This window comes from Photobacterium sp. J15, assembly GCF_963870815.1.
GTDB classification, from domain to species: domain Bacteria; phylum Pseudomonadota; class Gammaproteobacteria; order Enterobacterales; family Vibrionaceae; genus Photobacterium; species Photobacterium marinum.
Map to the genome: position 1 here is coordinate 3,403,029 of NZ_CAWMUI010000001.1, position 16,999 is coordinate 3,420,027.

The 16,999-nt window shown below is 51.8% G+C and carries 13 protein-coding genes; 11 read left to right on the top strand and 2 right to left on the bottom strand.

Features of this window, described 5'->3' with window-relative positions:
- Positions 1 to 25 precede the first annotated feature (25 nt).
- The 3 genes from thiB to thiQ are packed head-to-tail and all read left to right on the top strand — an operon-like array spanning position 26 to position 3,301.
- Complete coding sequence (gene thiB / locus AACQ93_RS15170; protein ID WP_064606749.1) at positions 26 to 973, top strand: thiamine ABC transporter substrate binding subunit; 948 nt, start codon at positions 26 to 28, stop codon at positions 971 to 973.
- Positions 974 to 986: 13 nt separating this feature from the next.
- Entirely contained in the window at positions 987 to 2,576 is a 1,590-nt protein-coding gene (gene thiP / locus AACQ93_RS15175; RefSeq protein WP_064605991.1) for a thiamine/thiamine pyrophosphate ABC transporter permease ThiP, read from the top strand.
- A complete protein-coding gene (thiQ, locus tag AACQ93_RS15180; protein WP_064605993.1) occupies positions 2,576 to 3,301 on the top strand; it encodes a thiamine ABC transporter ATP-binding protein in 726 nt (241 codons plus the stop codon). The genes thiP and thiQ overlap by 1 nt, the downstream gene beginning before the upstream one ends.
- A gap of 56 nt (positions 3,302 to 3,357) precedes the next feature.
- On the opposite strand, the gene AACQ93_RS15185 is transcribed toward thiQ, so the two are convergent.
- Positions 3,358 to 4,734 carry a PhoH family protein gene (locus tag AACQ93_RS15185; protein ID WP_064605995.1) on the bottom strand — a complete coding sequence of 459 codons (1,377 nt, stop codon included), beginning with the start codon at positions 4,732 to 4,734 and terminating at the stop codon, positions 3,358 to 3,360.
- A 308-nt stretch (positions 4,735 to 5,042) separates the two neighbouring features.
- On the opposite strand from AACQ93_RS15185, the gene rapA reads away from it, so the two are divergent.
- The 3 genes from rapA to AACQ93_RS15200 all read left to right on the top strand — a co-directional run bounded on the left by rapA (position 5,043) and on the right by AACQ93_RS15200 (position 9,856).
- Positions 5,043 to 7,961, top strand: coding sequence for an RNA polymerase-associated protein RapA (rapA, locus tag AACQ93_RS15190; protein WP_064605997.1), 2,919 nt, complete (start codon positions 5,043 to 5,045; stop codon positions 7,959 to 7,961).
- Between the two features lie 144 nt (positions 7,962 to 8,105).
- On the top strand, positions 8,106 to 8,825 hold the full coding sequence (gene rluA, locus AACQ93_RS15195; protein ID WP_084419182.1) for a bifunctional tRNA pseudouridine(32) synthase/23S rRNA pseudouridine(746) synthase RluA: 720 nt from the start codon (positions 8,106 to 8,108) through the stop codon (positions 8,823 to 8,825).
- Between the two features lie 77 nt (positions 8,826 to 8,902).
- Positions 8,903 to 9,856, top strand: coding sequence for a D-2-hydroxyacid dehydrogenase (locus AACQ93_RS15200; protein WP_064605999.1), 954 nt, complete (start codon positions 8,903 to 8,905; stop codon positions 9,854 to 9,856).
- A gap of 80 nt (positions 9,857 to 9,936) precedes the next feature.
- On the opposite strand, the gene djlA is transcribed toward AACQ93_RS15200, so the two are convergent.
- Positions 9,937 to 10,779, bottom strand: a complete 843-nt coding sequence (djlA, locus tag AACQ93_RS15205; protein ID WP_064606001.1) for a co-chaperone DjlA — start codon at positions 10,777 to 10,779, stop codon at positions 9,937 to 9,939.
- 200 nt (positions 10,780 to 10,979) lie between these two features.
- On the opposite strand from djlA, the gene lptD reads away from it, so the two are divergent.
- The 5 genes from lptD to apaG all read left to right on the top strand — a co-directional run bounded on the left by lptD (position 10,980) and on the right by apaG (position 16,995).
- Positions 10,980 to 13,343 carry an LPS assembly protein LptD gene (gene lptD / locus AACQ93_RS15210; protein WP_064606003.1) on the top strand — a complete coding sequence of 788 codons (2,364 nt, stop codon included), beginning with the start codon at positions 10,980 to 10,982 and terminating at the stop codon, positions 13,341 to 13,343.
- 67 nt (positions 13,344 to 13,410) lie between these two features.
- Positions 13,411 to 14,715 carry a peptidylprolyl isomerase SurA gene (gene surA / locus AACQ93_RS15215; RefSeq protein WP_064606005.1) on the top strand — a complete coding sequence of 435 codons (1,305 nt, stop codon included), beginning with the start codon at positions 13,411 to 13,413 and terminating at the stop codon, positions 14,713 to 14,715.
- Entirely contained in the window at positions 14,702 to 15,694 is a 993-nt protein-coding gene (pdxA, locus tag AACQ93_RS15220) for a 4-hydroxythreonine-4-phosphate dehydrogenase PdxA (RefSeq protein WP_064606007.1), read from the top strand. The genes surA and pdxA overlap by 14 nt, the downstream gene beginning before the upstream one ends.
- Positions 15,691 to 16,509, top strand: a complete 819-nt coding sequence (rsmA, locus tag AACQ93_RS15225; RefSeq protein ID WP_007467574.1) for a 16S rRNA (adenine(1518)-N(6)/adenine(1519)-N(6))-dimethyltransferase RsmA — start codon at positions 15,691 to 15,693, stop codon at positions 16,507 to 16,509. Before pdxA ends, rsmA begins: the two co-directional genes overlap by 4 nt.
- 108 nt (positions 16,510 to 16,617) lie before the next feature.
- Positions 16,618 to 16,995: a Co2+/Mg2+ efflux protein ApaG gene (apaG, locus tag AACQ93_RS15230; protein ID WP_064606009.1), complete on the top strand. Its 378-nt coding sequence runs from the start codon at positions 16,618 to 16,620 to the stop codon at positions 16,993 to 16,995.
- Positions 16,996 to 16,999: the final 4 nt, after the last annotated feature.

Below are 16,999 nucleotides of genomic sequence, written 5' to 3' on the forward strand. Positions count from 1 at the left end.
TCTTCCGACTTTAACCCTGTCGCTGATGGCTGGCTCTGCCATGGCCGCAGAGACCCTGACTGTCTACACCTACAGCTCATTTGCCTCAGACTGGGGACCGGGCCCGGCGATTGAAAAAGCCTTTGAGGCTCAGTGTGGCTGTGACCTGGAATATGTCGCGCTGGAAGACGGCGTATCGATCCTCAACCGCTTGCGCCTTGAAGGTAAAGGTACCAAGGCAGATATCGTGCTGGGGCTGGATAACAATCTGTTGAGTGAAGCGAAGAAAACCGGCCTGCTGGCTGAACATAACGTTGATACCAGTAAAGTCACCCTGCCAAACGGCTGGACGGACACCACATTCGTCCCTTATGACTACGGCTACTTCGCCTTTGTTTATAACTCAGAAAAGCTGGCCAATCCGCCGAAAAGCCTGAGCGAACTGGTTAAGCGTGACGATCTCAGCATCATCTACCAGGATCCGCGTACCTCTACTCCAGGCCAGGGCCTGATGCTGTGGATGAAATCTGTCTATGGTGACAAAGCTGATGCCGCCTGGCAGCAACTGGCGAAAAAAACCGTTACTGTCACCAAAGGTTGGTCCGAAGCCTACAACATGTTCCTGAAGGGCGAATCAGATCTGGTGCTGTCTTACACCACATCTCCGGCTTACCACATCATTGCCGAAAACGAAGGCAAGTATAAAGCCGCTGACTTCAGCGAAGGCCACTATATGCAGGTCGAAGTCGCCGCCAAGCTCAAGAACAGCCAAAATCAAAAGCTGGCCGATAAGTTCCTGTCGTTTATCCTGACGCCGGAATTCCAGTCGGTGATCCCAACTGGCAACTGGATGTATCCTGTCACCGAACAGGCGCTGCCGAAAGGCTTTGAACAGCTGACACTGCCAGCTAAATCACTGGAATTCAGCGCCGAGGAAGTGGCCGCTCAACGTCGTGGATGGATCCGTGAATGGCAACATGCCCTGACCCAATAATGGCTACCGACCTTTGAATACCCGCGTTACCCAAATTCTGCCCGGCATCGTCTCTGCCGGGCTGATTGTCACTCTGGTGCTCTGCGCTATCTCAGCCCTGATCAGCCAGGCCAACGAACTCAACCCGTTCTTCATCTGGCAGGATCCTTACCTGCGCCATGTCGCCGGCTTCAGTTTCTATCAGGCCCTGTTATCCACGATATTGAGTGTGATCCCGGCCATCCCCGCGGCATATGCCCTGTCACGGCGAAACTTTCCCGGACGCAGCCTGTTATTACGTTTGTTTGCCATGACTCTGGTGCTACCTGTGCTGGTTGCGGTATTCGGCCTGCTGGCGATTTATGGTAAGAGCGGCCTGCTGGCTGAACTGTACCAGCATTTCGGAGAATCCCTGCCATTCTCTGTTTATGGTCTCAACGGCATACTGCTGGCGCACGTTTTCCTTAACTTCCCGCTGGCAACCCGACTGTTACTACAGAGCCTTGAAGGGATCCCGTTCGAGCAGCACCAGCTAGCTGCCCACCTTGGGATCAAAGGCTGGCATAAGTTCCGCTTTGTCGCCTGGCCCAGGCTGCGCCAGCAACTGCCCCATGTCATAGGCCTGATCTTCATGCTTTGCTTTACCAGTTTTGCGGTGATCATGTCGCTGGGCGGCGGCCCTAAAGCCACCACGATTGAGCTGGCTATCTATCAGGCCTTGCGCTACGACTTTGACCTGGCCGGCGGTGCCATCCTTGCCCTGTGGCAGATGTTGATTTGCAGCAGTCTGGTGCTGATAACCCAGCGTTTTACCAAACCATTGTCGACCATGAGCGGCTCGGTATCCCGCCAACCGGAGAACTATCTCGACAGCTGGCAGGCAAAATCCTGGGACTGGCTGTGGATCGGCTTTGCTATTCTGCTGGTACTGCCCCCGATCCTGGCGGTTATCAGTGCCGGCCTGAACAGTAAGCTACCGACCCTGCTGGCAGAACCAGCACTGTGGCAGGCCGTAGCAAACTCGCTGAAAATTGCCCTACTTGCCTGTGTCCTGGCGGTCACCGCCGGGGTTGCGATCCTGCTGGCCAGCCGCCAATGGCGAATTGAGAAGAAAACACTACCCGCAGATGGTATTGAGCTGCTCGGCACCATTATTCTGGTCACGCCGGGACTAGTTCTCAGCACCGGGATTTTCCTGCTGCTGCGCCGGTACACCGATGCCTTCGAAGCCGCCTTCTGGGTGGTCGTCGGAGTCAACGCCCTGATGGCGCTGCCCTATGTAATTAAAACCCTCAGTCAGCCAATGCTGCATCTGGCCCAGCAATACAACCCACTGTGCCAGAGCCTGGGCATGCACGGACTGTCACGCCTGCGTCTGGTCGAGTGGCGCGCCCTGCGCAAACCACTGGCTCAGGCGCTGGCAATTGGCTTTGTACTCTCGCTGGGCGATCTGGGAGCGATAGCCCTGTTTGGCAGCAGAGATTTTCAGACCCTGCCGCTTTATCTATTCCAACTGATGGGCAGCTACCAGATGGATGCCGCCGCCGTCGCAGCCTTAATCCTGCTGCTCCTGAGCCTGGGACTTTTTACCCTGGTTGAAAAAATACTGATCCGGACACCATAATGCTGACCCTGAAGCAACTTAGCCACCATTACGCCCAGACAGGCCAGCCTACGCAGGCCGAACGTACGCGATACACCTTTGACCTTGAAGTTGAGAAAGGCGAAATCGTCGCCCTGCTCGGCCCGAGCGGGGCTGGCAAAAGCACCCTACTGGCGATGATAGCCGGCTTTCTGATGCCAGACAGCGGTAGCCTCACCATTGCCGGTCAAGCTATCAAGCACCAACCGTCTTCTGAGCGGCCGCTTTCACTGCTGTTTCAGGATCACAACCTGTTTCCCCACCTAACAGTATTCGAAAATATCGGCCTAGGAATACATCCGGGACTAAAACTCAGCCAGGAAGATAAGGACAACATTCAGGCCGCGGCTGCCAGAGTCGGCATTCAACAATATCTGGATCGCCTGCCGGAGCAGCTGTCCGGCGGCCAGAAACAACGTGTGGCACTGGCCCGCTGCCTGATCCGCAACCGTCCGCTGCTGCTGCTCGATGAGCCGTTTTCCGCTCTGGATCCGGCGTTGCGTAAAGAGATGCTGGAACTAGTACATGCATTAGCCAAAGAGCAGCAAATCACCGTACTCATGGTGACCCACAGCCCGGACGATGCCCTGAAAATTGCCGATAAATGCGCTTTCATTGCACAAGGGAAGATTAACGTTTTCGGCCCTGCTCAGCAGGTGCTGACAGAGCCGGAAGATGGAGAATTAAGAAGATATTTAGGCCATTAGGACTGATATAGAGAGACGAGTTTCCAATATCGAGAAACTCGCCTCTCGAATCTGAATTACAGGTTTTCTTCCGCAAATTCGGCCAGACGGCTGCGGATCACACCGTCGAGATAGATATTGGCACTACCCTCGAAATTCTTGAAACGCTCGACGATATACGTCAGGCCCGAGGTCACCGGAGACAGGTAACTGGAGTCTATTTGCGCCAGGTTACCGGAACAGACAATTTTGGTGCCTTCCCCACAACGAGTGATGATGGTTTTAATCTGGGAGGCGGTTAAGTTCTGACACTCATCCAACAGAACAAAAGCATTCTGGATTGAGCGCCCGCGCATAAAGTTAATCGATTTAAATTGAATATTGGCTTTTTCGTAGATGTATTTCATCGAGCCGTCAGTACAAACATCATGTTTGTGCAACGCTTCCATCGTATCGGTCACCGCTGCCAGCCAAGGAAGCATTTTTTCTTCTTCGGTGCCCGGCAAGAAACCAATCGACTCAGCGATTTCTGGGGTATTACGAGTCACAAGGATCTTGTCATACATCCCTTTTTCAATCACTTGCTCAAGCGCCGCCGCCATCGCCAGGATTGTCTTACCGCAACCCGCTGGACCGGTCAGGATCACCAGATCGATATCCGGATCCATCATCGCATCAAGGGCCATTCCCTGATAGACATTTTTCGGATGGATCCCCCAAGCCTGGCGGCTCATCAAGCGTTCCTGTCCGATATCTTTGATAGTGATGTTAGCGCCATTAATGCTCTGCACCCTGGCTGCAAAATCCGTACTGTCATCAAGCAAGTACTGATTGATAAAGGGTTTGTCGAACAGCTCAGTCGGCAGGGTATGCAACGTTGAACGCCCCCGGGTTTCAGACTGGCACTCTCCGACACGAGCCCAAAATTCCTCCTGAAATTCGTAATATCCTTTGGTCAGCAACCTGACATCATCGATAAGTTGGTCTGAACGGTAGTCATCAACATTGTAGACCCCGGCACCTTTGGCACGCAGCCGCATGTTAATGTCTTTAGTGAGCAAAACCACTTCCTTAGGCGCATGCTCAGCCTGCAGATAGAGCATTCCATTCAGGATCCGATTATCCCCGGCCTTATCAGCAAAGGCATGCACGGTTTCCGTCACTTCATAATCCGCAAAAATGGAAATCTTGCCGAGGCTTTCTTCATGACCGGAAAGCGGAATACCGGCAGAAATCTCTTCCGGCGTTGCATCGCGGAACACATCTTCCAGGGTCCGGATAGCCACCCGGGCATCCCGTGAGACATCACGCTTACTGTCCTTAATGCGATCCAACTCTTCAAGAACCGTCATCGGAATAATGACATCGTGCTCTTTGAATGAATAAATGGCGAGGGGTTCGTGAAGCAGAATATTCGTATCCAATACAAAAATTTTGCGTTCAGCATCGTCCATATTTACCTCCTAGGTAACAAGCAGACAGCAACATCAACTTGCCGTCCTTCTCTTAGCGTACGCCAGAACTACGCAATTACTATTTATGGCCAGAGATAATTAAAGAATTGTGACAGCAGGGGCTGAAACAATTTAGCTGGATCAAGATCACTTTCGCCGTGACCTTGTCCACCGCATGCAGTAACATATCTGCCCTTTTCTACCGGTGCGGATTCTGGCTTACACTTAACCTCAGTGTAGTTCAAAAATGTTAGGGCATCGGCTTAGCATTCTCATTAATATCAAAGAATTAGAAGGTTTTAACCACTATGCCATTTGCTTTGGGTCAACGTTGGATCAGTGATACTGAAAGTGATCTGGGTTTAGGAACAGTTGTCGCTCTCGATGCCCGTACTGTCACCTTGATGTTCTCCGCCAGTGAAGAGAGCCGCCTGTACGCACGTAATGACGCTCCTGTGACCCGCGTAATGTTTAATGTCGGAGATGTGGTTGAAAGCCATGAAGGCTGGTCATTGAAAGTTGAACAGGTCGATGAAACAGGCGGCGTGTTCACTTACATCGGTACCCGTACGGATACCGAAGAGGAAAATGTTCAGCTACGCGAAATTTTCCTTAGCCACCAGATTCGCTTCAATAAGCCTCAGGACAAACTGTTCGCCGGACAAATCGATCGCATGGATCGCTTTGCCCTTCGTTATCGCGCCCTGAAAAACCAATATGAACAGCACAAAAGTCCGTTGCGCGGCTTGTGTGGTATGCGTGCCGGTCTGATCCCGCACCAGTTGTTCATCGCCCATGAAGTAGGCCGCCGTTTTGCACCACGTGTTTTGCTGGCCGATGAAGTGGGTCTGGGTAAGACCATTGAAGCGGGTATGATTATCCACCAGCAGGTTCTGTCCGGCCGTGCCGAACGCATTCTTATCCTGGTGCCGGAAACCCTCCAGCACCAGTGGCTGGTTGAGATGATGCGCCGCTTCAACCTGCACTTCTCCATTTTTGACGAAGAGCGCTGCGTCGAGGCTTATGCCGATGCTGCCAACCCGTTTGATACCGCCCAGTATGTACTGTGTTCACTGGACTTCCTGCGCAAGAGCCGCCGCCGCTTCGAGCAAGCGCTTGAGGCTGACTGGGATCTATTGGTTGTCGATGAAGCGCACCACCTGGAGTGGAGCGAAGACAAACCAAGCCGCCAGTACCAGGTAGTTGAAGAGCTGGCCGAGAAAACCCCAGGCGTACTACTACTTACAGCAACGCCGGAGCAACTGGGCCGCGAAAGTCACTTTGCCCGCCTGCGCCTGTTGGATCCGGACCGCTTCTACGATTACGAAGCCTTCGTTGAAGAAGAACGCCAGTACGAACCGGTTGCGGATGCCGTATCCCGCCTGCTTTCCGGTGAAAAACTGGATGACAGCGCCAAGAACACCCTGGCTGATTTGCTTTCCGAGCAGGATATCGAGCCAATGCTGCGCGTTATCGAGTCTGCTGATGTCGATGAAGAACAGAAAGCCAGCGTTCGCCAGGAACTGATCGACAACCTGATGGACCGCCACGGCACCGGTCGCGTACTGTTCCGTAACACCCGCGCCGCAGTTAAAGGTTTCCCTCAGCGTCACCTGAACATGTACCCGCTGGCAATGCCAAGCCAATACCAGACAGCAATGCGTGTAGCAGGCATGATGGCGGGTAAGGTTTCCGACGAGCAGAAAGCCGTTAAGCTGCTGTATCCGGAAGATATTTATCAGGAATTTGAAGGCGATTCGGCAACCTGGTGGAACTTCGACCCGCGCGTTAACTGGCTGCTGGATATGCTGAAAGCTAACCGCAACGAGAAAGTGCTGGTGATCTGTTCTCGAGCCCAGACTGCACTGACCCTTGAACAGGCTCTTCGTGAGCGCGAAGGTATCCGTGCTACCGTCTTCCACGAAGGCATGTCTATCATTGAGCGCGACAAGGCTGCAGCATATTTTGCCCAAGATGAAGACGGCGCTCAGGTTCTGCTGTGTTCGGAAATCGGTTCAGAAGGTCGTAACTTCCAATTTGCCAACCAGTTGGTAATGTTTGACCTGCCAAACAACCCGGATCTGCTGGAACAGCGTATCGGCCGCTTGGACCGAATCGGTCAGCAGCGTGATATCGAAATCCATGTTCCTTACCTGGAAGGCACATCCCAAGCGCTGCTGGCTCGCTGGTACAACGAAGGCCTGAATGCCTTTGAAGAAACCTGCCCGACCGGCCGTGCCGTATATGATGATGTCAGCGGCGACCTGATCAGCCTGCTGGCAAGCGAGCAACATGACCAGGAAGCACTGGAGCAACTGATTGAACGCAGTGCTGCAATGCACCAGGAGCTGAAAGGCAAGCTGGAGCAAGGCCGTGACCGTCTGCTGGAAATCCACTCCAATGGTGGCGACAAAGCTCAGGAACTGGTTGATAACATCGCAGCCAAAGACGGTGATACCAACCTGGTAACCTTTGCCCTAGGCCTGTTTGACACCATCGGCCTTAACCAGGACGACAAAGGCGAAAATGCCATTGTGGTGACGCCGTCTGAGCACATGATGGTGGCCAGCTACCCGGGTCTTCCATACGACGGCTGTACTATCACCTTCGACCGTGACACCGCACTGTCTCGTGAAGATCTGCACTTTATCAGCTGGGAGCACCCGATGATCCAGGGCGGTATCGACCTGCTGCTGTCTGAAGGCGTTGGCACCACGGCAGTTTCGCTGCTGAAGAACAAAGCACTACCAGCAGGCACCCTGCTACTAGAGCTGGTCTACGTGGTTGATGCTCAGGCACCGAAGCAGTCCGGTATCGGCCGCTACCTGCCACAAACGCCAATCCGCATCCTGCTAGATGCCAAAGGCAACAACCTGTCTGACAGTGTTGAATTCGAAGGTTTCAACCGCCAGTTGAGTCCGGTTAACCGCCACCTTGGCAGCAAGCTGGTTAACTCGGTACAGAAGGACATTCACGTCCTGATCGAGCACGCCGAAAATGCGGTAGCCAAAGAGCTGGTGACGGTTCGTGAAGCCGCGCAAGCGGAAATGGAAGCCAACCTGCGAGCAGAACTGGACCGCCTGCAGGCGCTGAAAGCCGTAAACCCGAACATTCGTGATGACGAGCTGGAGCTGATCGAATCCCAAATCCAGGATCTGACCGGCTACATTGCCAAAGCTCAGGTGCAGTTGGATTCGCTGCGTTTGATCGTAGTCAGCCACGCTTAACCTCATCGGTTCAGGTAAAGCTCCTGAGATAAAAGCACCTATCGACACCGCCCGACAGCCCTGCTGCCGGGCGGTTTTCTTTAAGTGGAGAATCATAAGGTGATATGATGTGCCGCCCGATAACCCAGTAAGCCCGGATACACCATGAAAGCAGCACCAATGGCGGACTATCATCCACCAACAGAGCCATGGCTCGACATTTTGCACTCAGACAATGACATCATTGCAGTCAACAAACCATCAGGATTGTTATCCAACCCGGGCCGGGATCCTAAACACTATGACAGTGTCTACAGCCGGGCATTAAGAGATCAGGAACAGGTTCATCTGGTTCACCGTTTGGATATGGCGACATCAGGACTGATGATCCTGGCTATCAACAAAGATTCCGAACGCAACCTGCACAAACAGTTCCGGGAACGGGAAACCGACAAAGTCTACTATGCCCGGGTTTGGGGACACATGGAGCAGGACAGCGGTACCGTCGACCTGCCACTGATTTGTGACTGGCCTAACCGTCCGATGCAGAAAGTCTGTTTCGAAGACGGTAAACCGTCCGTGACCCACTACCAGGTGATCTCACGCGATGAAAACAGCACCCTTGTTCGCCTGCGCCCTGTAACAGGCCGCTCGCACCAACTACGCGTCCATATGCTGGCACTCGGTCACCCGATCTTAGGGGATGAGTTCTATGCCCATGATGAAGCTCGAGAATGCGTACCGCGACTTCAGCTTCATGCTGCAGAGCTGACATTTACCCAGCCAACCACTGGCGAAACCATGCACCTGTTTGCCCCGTGCGACTTCTACCCGGATGCGCCACACCAGACCATGCCGGATCACTTATCCGACGATATGGCTTAAACCGGCTTTTGTCTTTTGCCTGATAAAGGTTAGTGTTAACTACATTGACACTAACCTCATCAGCAAAAGCCAACCGTATGGAAACTATTGTCTTTCTTGATCGGGCGACCATCCCGACTCATATTCAAATCCCTCATCCCGACTTTGAACACCTATGGCAGGAATATCCGGCAACCAAGCCTGAACAGGTGATTAAACGGCTGCAACAGGCTAGCATTGCGATCAGCAACAAAGTCATCCTTGATGCCGCCACCCTCAGCCAGCTACCCAAGCTTAAGATGATCGCCATCTCAGCCACCGGCACCAATAATGTCGACCTGGATTACTGTCATCAAAACAAGATCACAGTTTGCAACATCCGCGGTTATGCCACCGATTCTGTCCCGGAGCATGTCATCGCGATGATGTTTGCCCTGCGACGAAACCTCATGGGCTATCACAACGACATTAAAGCCGGTGTCTGGCAGCAGGAAAAACAGTTCTGTTTCTTTACCCATCCGATTGGTGATATCAATGGCTCAACATTGGGCGTTATCGGCAGCGGTAGCCTAGGCCAGGCAGTTGCCCAGCTGGGACGGGCACTAGGAATGCAAGTGCTGTTTGCCGAGCATAAGGGGAAAAATAGTTGTCGGGACGGTTATACTTCGTTTGAAGACGTACTGGAACAAGCCGATGTGCTGACACTGCACTGCCCGTTAACGGCTGAAACGACGAACCTGATAAGCAAAGAAGAACTAAAACGGATGAAACCATCCAGCCTGTTAATCAACACTGGTCGGGGAGGCTTGGTTGACGAGCAAGCTTTGGTTGATGCCCTGAAAGACGGGGAGATTGGCGGAGCCGGAACAGACGTCTTTACTCAGGAACCGGCTGATGAGACCAATCCGCTGCTCGCTAATGCGCATCTGCCGAACCTGCTGCTAACACCTCATGTGGCTTGGGGGTCAGATTCCGCAATACAGACGCTGGCCAACCAGCTGATAGACAACATCAACAAATTTGTCGAAGGGAAGCCGCAGAATATCGTTTAGCCATAAAAAATAGCATGGGGATAGAGAGACGAGTAGCGAGAACTTCACCACTCAATACTCGTCACTAAAACTATTCGAGCTTATTTAAATCCTTTTTCCTTACGGATCAGATCATAGGCAGCTTGTAGCTCTTGGGTTTTCTGCTTCGCCAGCTCCATCATCTCCGGCGGCAAACCTTTGGCTGCCAGCTTATCCGGATGATGCTCATTCATCAGCTTACGATATGCCCGTTTCAATTCCTGAGCCGAAGCGGTGGACTTAATTCCCAGCAGCTCATAAGCATCCGCCAGCTGATCCCGCGCCGGAGCCTGCCGAAATGCGCCCTGCCCTTGCTGCTGATACTGCTGGTGAAAGCCGCCCTGCTGGAAACGGAAAGCCGCTTCATGCATATGCAAACGCTGTTCAAGTTGACGATCAGAAAATCCGATACCACGAGCAATCACATACAACAGCTGACGCTCGTTGGGATGCAGGTTACCGTCGGCATAAGCCGCACGGATTTGCAGCTCAAGAAAAATCTGCAGTAAATCAACACGGCCAGAGCAGCTCATTCTGACCTTAGTCAACACTTCCTGCAGCGGAAAGTCTTCTTCTTTACCATCACGAAATGCATTCTGTGCCTGGCGACGAGACTCTCCGTGTAACCCCATCTGGTCCATAATGGCACTGGCTACCCGGATTTCTTCTTCCGTTACCCGGCCTTTTGACTTGGCCAGATGCCCCATAACCGCAAAACCGGCATGGAAAAACTCAGCCTGACGCTCGGCATTACTGGCTCGGCCGGCACCAAAACCGCCGCCATAATAAATATTTGTCGTTGCCTTATCGAACTTATGCCCCAAAAAGAGGCCTAACAACAAACCAAACGGGCCACCAAGGAGGAAACCAAAAAATGCGCCTAAAATCTTACCCCAAACCTGCATTCTCGACTCTCTGGTAATTTGCTAAATTTAGCAATATTTATAATGGTTCAAACCCGATACAATAACCTGAAAAGATGCCGTCGGGTAGAAATTGCATTATCATAGCTGTCATTTATCCGGAAAGCTTGTAAAAAGCAGGCTCAATCCAAGTCGAAATCCATTTATAGCGCTGAAAAACGAATACAGGAAAGTTTAATTAGATGTCATTAACGTCCCGCAGCTTACTGGCCACCATGATTAGCCTCGCGCTTTATGGCCCCGCGATGGCTTATGAAATTCCTGCAATTAGCGAAAACGTCAATGATGAGTCAGAGGCTGTCAATGACACCCCAAGCGAACTTGAACTGGTCCGCGGGACCTGTATCGCCCCTCAGGATATGCCTGCTGATCCGAATAACGAACCGATCACCGTTTCTGCTGATAAAGCTGAAGCCAAGCCGAACCAAAAGGTAACTTATTCCGGAGATGTCCTGCTACAGCAAGGCAACCGCACCGTTGCGGCCGATACGGCAACTCTGCACCAACCGGAAAATATCGTTACCGCCGAAGGTAATGTCTATTTCCATGACGGCTCAATTGAAGTCTACTCTGACCGAATCCAAAGCAACCTGGATACCGAAGATTCAGAGATGGACAATGCGGTCTACAACATGACCTGTGAAGCAGGACGCGGTGAAGCAGAGCGAGTAACCAAAAACGGCATCGCTTATTACCGACTGAAAAACGGCACTTATACTACCTGTCCGCCGGGAGACAAAAGCTGGCTGTTTTCAGCTACCAGCATCGAACGTGAGAGTGACTCTCCGTTTGCCGACCTGTATAACGCCCGCTTTGAAGTAGCGAATGTCCCTGTACTCTACCTGCCATACCTACGGGTACCTGTCGGGGATGAACGTCTGACCGGCTTCCTTTATCCATCAATCGGCTACGGAAGCCGTGACGGTTTCGAACTGGAAACGCCGTTCTACTGGAACATAGCCCCAAACTACGACATGACTATCACTCCGAAGTACATGAGTAACCGTGGTTTACAGCTCAACTCACAGTTCCGTTACCTGACAGGCTTTGGTAGTGGCCATCTGAAAGGCGAATATCTGGGTAATGACCAGAAGGCTACCAATGACGATGCTCGCTGGGCCTTTAACTGGTCGCACAGCGGCCGTTTCGATGAACATTGGCTGTTCAGTGCCGACTACAGCAAAGTCAGTGATGAAACCTACTTCTCGGATGTCAGTTCCAATATTGGTGAGCGTGAAGACAACAACCTGCTACAGACCGGAGAAGTTTCATATCGAGATCTGTACTGGGATTCAACGCTAAGAGTACGTAACTTCCAGCCACTGACACTGGGCGGTTCATCGAACTATCGCCTGCTTCCACAGTTGGAGTTTAACTACTATCGTCCGGATATGCCTTACGGTCTGGATTTCAATCTATTGAGCCATATCAGCCGCTTTGATAATGATGCAGCCGACAAGCCGTCTGCAGATCGTGTTCACCTTGAGCCAACATTGACGCTGCCTTACGCAACACCGTGGTGGTCTATTACATCAGAAGCCAAGCTGATGTACACCTACTACAACCAGGATTTTGATCCGACGATAAACGGACTCGAAACACTGGAAGAGACCACATCCCGCACCGTACCAAGTATCCGTATTCACAGCGGCTTGTACTTTGAGCGTGATACCCTGCTTTGGGGCGAAGACTATACCCAGAGCCTGGAACCGCAAATCCAGTACCTGTTCGTCAAAGACGTTGACCAACAAGAAATTTTCAGTGGCTATGACACCACGCTGTTGCAAACGGATTACTACGGCCTGTTCCGCGATAAGCGCTATTCCAGCATTGATCGTATTGCGGCAGCAAACCAGTTTACGGTTGGTGCAACCACCCGCTACTTCGACAGTGATTTTGTTGAGCGCTTTAACCTGGCAATCGGTCAGATTTTCTATCTGAACGACTCAGGACGTAACCTGACCGGAGAAAATGAATCAACACCGAACTACTCAGCAACTGCACTGGAATCTGACTTCAATTACGATGACTGGCTGTTCTTCCACGGCGGGCTACAGTATGACGCTAGTAAGCAGGATATGCAGTTTGCTAACGCAGCAGTGGAATACCGAGAGGGCAGCCTGTATACCCAGCTGAATTACCGTTTTGTATCTAAAGATTACATTATCGACACCCTGGGTAACGATAACAAAGAGATCGACAAATATACGGAAGACGGCATTTCACAGCTTGGTTTCTCAACCAGCTTCCCTGTGTATGGCGGCCTGAGCCTGCGCGGTGACTACTACCATGATCTGACCGAAAACCAGATGCTGGAAGGCCAGATCACCCTGAATTACCGCTCGGCCTGCTGGATGATCAGCCTAGGTTACAACGAATATCTGATGTCACGCGCTAATGTAAATACCATAGCGGCAGAGTATGAACAAAACTTCAGTATCTCGTTCAGCCTGCTGGGGCTGGCTGGAGTACCTGCTGTTGGAACCAGCACATCAGGAGGTGGTAATGCAATTGGTTACGGCCGTCCGTTCTATCTCAATAACTAATATCTCTGCCGTAGCCTGGCTGCGGCAGCCGTGATTTAACGCGCAACAGCGCTAAATGGAAAGATGTATGAAAAAGTGGAAGTCTTCTCTGTTAGGCCTGACATTACTGAGCCTGACAGCCGGCAGTTTTGCTGCCCCGCAGGAGCTCGATAAAGTTGTAACCATCGTCAATGACAGCGTGATCCTGCAAAGTGATGTCGACGCAATGCTGAAAACAGTTCAAATGAATGCTGCCAGCCAGAACCAGCCACTGCCTTCTAACGATATTCTGACTGAGCAGGTAATGGAGAAGCTGATCATCGAAACACTTCAGCTTCAGCAAGCAGAACAGTTCGGGATCCGTATTGACGATACCCGCTTGGATCAAGCGATTTCACAGCTGGCCAAAGAGCGCCAGATGACAGTTCCTCAGCTACAGCAAATGCTGTCTGACAACGGGCTAAGCTATGCGATGTTCCGTGAGCAGATGCGCCGAGACATGACAGCCAGCGAAGCACGCACCATTCAGGTTCGTCGCCGTATCAACATCCTGCCGCAAGAAGTTGAAACACTGGCAGAACAACTGAATAAACAAACCCAGCAAGGTGTAAAATACAGTGTCAGCCACATTCAGCTGCGCATTGGTGAAGATGCGACAGCCGTTCAGCGTGACGAAGTTCTAAATCAGGCTCAAGAGTTGGTAAAAGAACTTAGAGGCGGGGCCGACTTTGCCAACCTTGCATACAGTTACTCCAAAGGGCCAAAAGCTCTTCAAGGCGGTGAATGGGGCTGGATGCGCAAAGAAGAGATGCCAACCATCTTTGCCGACCAAATTAAATCCAACGGCAAAGGTGCCATTATCGGCCCATTCCGCAGTGGCGTTGGCTATCACATCCTGAAAGTAAATGATGTTCAGGGACTGGAAACCATTTCTGTTACTGAAGTGAAAGCACGCCACATCCTGCTGAAAACCTCAGTAATCCTTAGTGATGAAGGTGCACAGCGTCAATTGGAACAAACCCGTCAAGCAATCCTGAAAGGTGATCAGAACTTTGCTGATGCCGCTCAGGTGCTAAGTGCCGATCCGGGCTCTGCCGCAAACGGTGGCGAACTAGGCTGGCAAACACCTGACATCTATGTTCCAGAATTTAAAGACAAGGTTGAAACCTTGCCTATCGGTACTATCAGTGAACCATTCAAAACTGTTCACGGCTGGCATATCGTCGAAGTGCTGAAGCGCCGCGATGTCGACCGTACCGATGCGGCAGTGAAGAACCGTGCCTACCGTATTCTATTCAGCCGTAAATTTAACGAAGAGGCCCAGGCATGGCTACAGGAACTGCGTGCCGGTGCCTATATCGAACAGCCGGAAGACGATAATGATCAAGGTTAAACGTATCGCAATCACCCCGGGTGAGCCGGCAGGGATCGGTCCTGATCTCGTGCTCGCCATGGCCCAGGAAGACTGGCCACATGAACTGGTCATTTGTGCCAGCTCTCAGCTTATGGTAGAACGTGCAGCCCAGCTCGGGTTGCCGCTGGAGGTCATCGACTACGACCCAACCCGACCGCCCCAGCCTCATAAAGCAGGCACACTGGTTATCACTGACTGTAAACTGAAAGCGCCAGTGATACCTGGCGAGCTCAATGAGCAGAACGGCCACTATGTACTCGATACCCTGAGCCGTGCCACAGAAGGCTGTATGAGTGGTGAATTTGCCGCAGTTGTAACAGGTCCGGTGCATAAAGGGATTATCAACCGTGCCGGAGTTTCATTCAGCGGGCATACCGAATTTTTTGCCCAGCAGTCAAACACCGCGCAGGTTGTTATGATGCTGGCCACTGAAGGTTTGCGGGTCGCACTGGTGACCACGCATATTCCGCTGGCATACGTATCAAAAGCGATTACCGCAGAGCGGCTGCAGCAAATCATCCGCATCCTGCATGCCGATCTCGTCAGCAAATTCGGGATCGAGCAACCGAAAATTTATGTATGTGGACTGAACCCGCATGCCGGCGAAGACGGTTGTCTTGGTAAGGAGGAGATCGAAGTAATCACCCCGGCCCTAGACCAGCTTCGTCAGGAAGAAGGGATGAAACTGTTCGGCCCGTTGCCGGCAGATACCATCTTCCAGGATAAATATCTGGCCGATGCTGATACAGTATTGGCTATGTATCACGATCAAGGGCTGCCAGTGCTTAAATTCAAAGGCTTTGGCAAATCAGTCAACATTACGTTAGGCCTGCCCTTTATCAGAACTTCAGTAGATCATGGTACCGCACTGGAACTTGCAGGTACCGGACAGGCGGACACCGGTAGCCTTTGGACAGCGCTATCGCACGCCCTTGAATTGGTAGAAAAACAGACATGAGCAGCGATCAGGTTCACTTAGGTCACCGCGCCCGTAAGCGCTTTGGCCAGAACTTTTTGAATGATCCGTACATCATTGACGGCATCGTATCATCAATCAATCCTAAGCCGGGCCAAAACCTGGTTGAAATCGGCCCGGGCCTGGGTGCAATCACCGAGCCGGTGGGCAAACTGGTTGACAAATTTTCGGTTATCGAGCTTGACCGCGACTTGGCCGAGCGCCTGCGCAACCATCCGGATCTGGGCAGCAAGCTGACGATCCATGAAGGCGATGCTATGCGCTTCGACTTCACACAGCTGATCAAAGAAAACAACAAGCTGCGTATTTTCGGTAACCTGCCGTACAACATCTCAACGCCGCTGATGTTCCACCTGTTCAGCTTCCATGAGCATGTGCAGGACATGCATTTCATGCTGCAAAAAGAAGTGGTTAACCGTCTGGCAGCTGGCCCTGGTAGCAAAGCTTACGGCCGTCTGACTGTCATGGCGCAGTACTACTGCAGAGTGATGCCGGTTCTGGAAGTGCCGCCATCGGCCTTTAAACCGGCACCGAAAGTGGACTCAGCGGTTGTTCGCCTGATGCCATATGAAACACTTCCTCACCCATGTACTAACCTTAAATGGCTAGACCGGGTATGCCGTGAAGGTTTCAACCAGCGTCGTAAAACAATCCGTAACTGTTACAAACAGCTAATGACAGCTGAGCAGTTAGAAGAGCTGGGTATCAACCCGGGTATGCGTCCTGAGAACCTGACTCTGGAGCAATTTGTTGCGATGGCAAACTGGCTGGATGCCAACCATAACGCTTCAAAATAAGCATTGATAGCCACGAATGTGGCTATTCAGTCTGTTTGTCCGGACATCCCTGAGAAAATCCAGGGATGCTCCGGCAGGCAGCCAACGAAAGGAAGCACAACATTGACGATGAAGGCAATCCCCACAATCAAGTGCAGAGTAGTCACCCATTATATTGAGGAACAGTCTGAGCCAGAAAATCAGCGTTATGTGTTCTCGTATACAATTACTATCTGCAATCTGGGCTGTGGCGAAGCACAACTCTTAAGCCGCCACTGGCAAATCACCGATGCCAACGGTAAAAAACTGGTCATTGATGGTGAAGGAGTGGTTGGAGAGCAACCGGTCATCTCTGCGAACGAAGAATACACCTATACCAGTGGAACCGTCATTGAAACGCCGTTGGGAGTCATGCAAGGCCACTACCTCATGGTCAATGAGCAGGGTGATAAATTCCAAGCCGAGATTGCTCCTTTCAGGCTGTCTATTCCTAATATTCTTCACTGAGGCG

Coding starts and splice junctions, on each gene's coding strand:
- thiB (WP_064606749.1), top strand. CDS start 26: ATGGCTGGCTCTGCCATGGCCGCAGAGACCCTGACTGTCTACACCTAC.
- thiQ (WP_064605993.1), top strand. CDS start 2,576: ATGCTGACCCTGAAGCAACTTAGCCACCATTACGCCCAGACAGGCCAG.
- AACQ93_RS15185 (WP_064605995.1), bottom strand. CDS start 4,734: ATGGACGATGCTGAACGCAAAATTTTTGTATTGGATACGAATATTCTG.
- rapA (WP_064605997.1), top strand. CDS start 5,043: ATGCCATTTGCTTTGGGTCAACGTTGGATCAGTGATACTGAAAGTGAT.
- rluA (WP_084419182.1), top strand. CDS start 8,106: ATGAAAGCAGCACCAATGGCGGACTATCATCCACCAACAGAGCCATGG.
- AACQ93_RS15200 (WP_064605999.1), top strand. CDS start 8,903: ATGGAAACTATTGTCTTTCTTGATCGGGCGACCATCCCGACTCATATT.
- djlA (WP_064606001.1), bottom strand. CDS start 10,779: ATGCAGGTTTGGGGTAAGATTTTAGGCGCATTTTTTGGTTTCCTCCTT.
- lptD (WP_064606003.1), top strand. CDS start 10,980: ATGTCATTAACGTCCCGCAGCTTACTGGCCACCATGATTAGCCTCGCG.
- surA (WP_064606005.1), top strand. CDS start 13,411: ATGAAAAAGTGGAAGTCTTCTCTGTTAGGCCTGACATTACTGAGCCTG.
- pdxA (WP_064606007.1), top strand. CDS start 14,702: ATGATCAAGGTTAAACGTATCGCAATCACCCCGGGTGAGCCGGCAGGG.
- rsmA (WP_007467574.1), top strand. CDS start 15,691: ATGAGCAGCGATCAGGTTCACTTAGGTCACCGCGCCCGTAAGCGCTTT.
- apaG (WP_064606009.1), top strand. CDS start 16,618: ATGAAGGCAATCCCCACAATCAAGTGCAGAGTAGTCACCCATTATATT.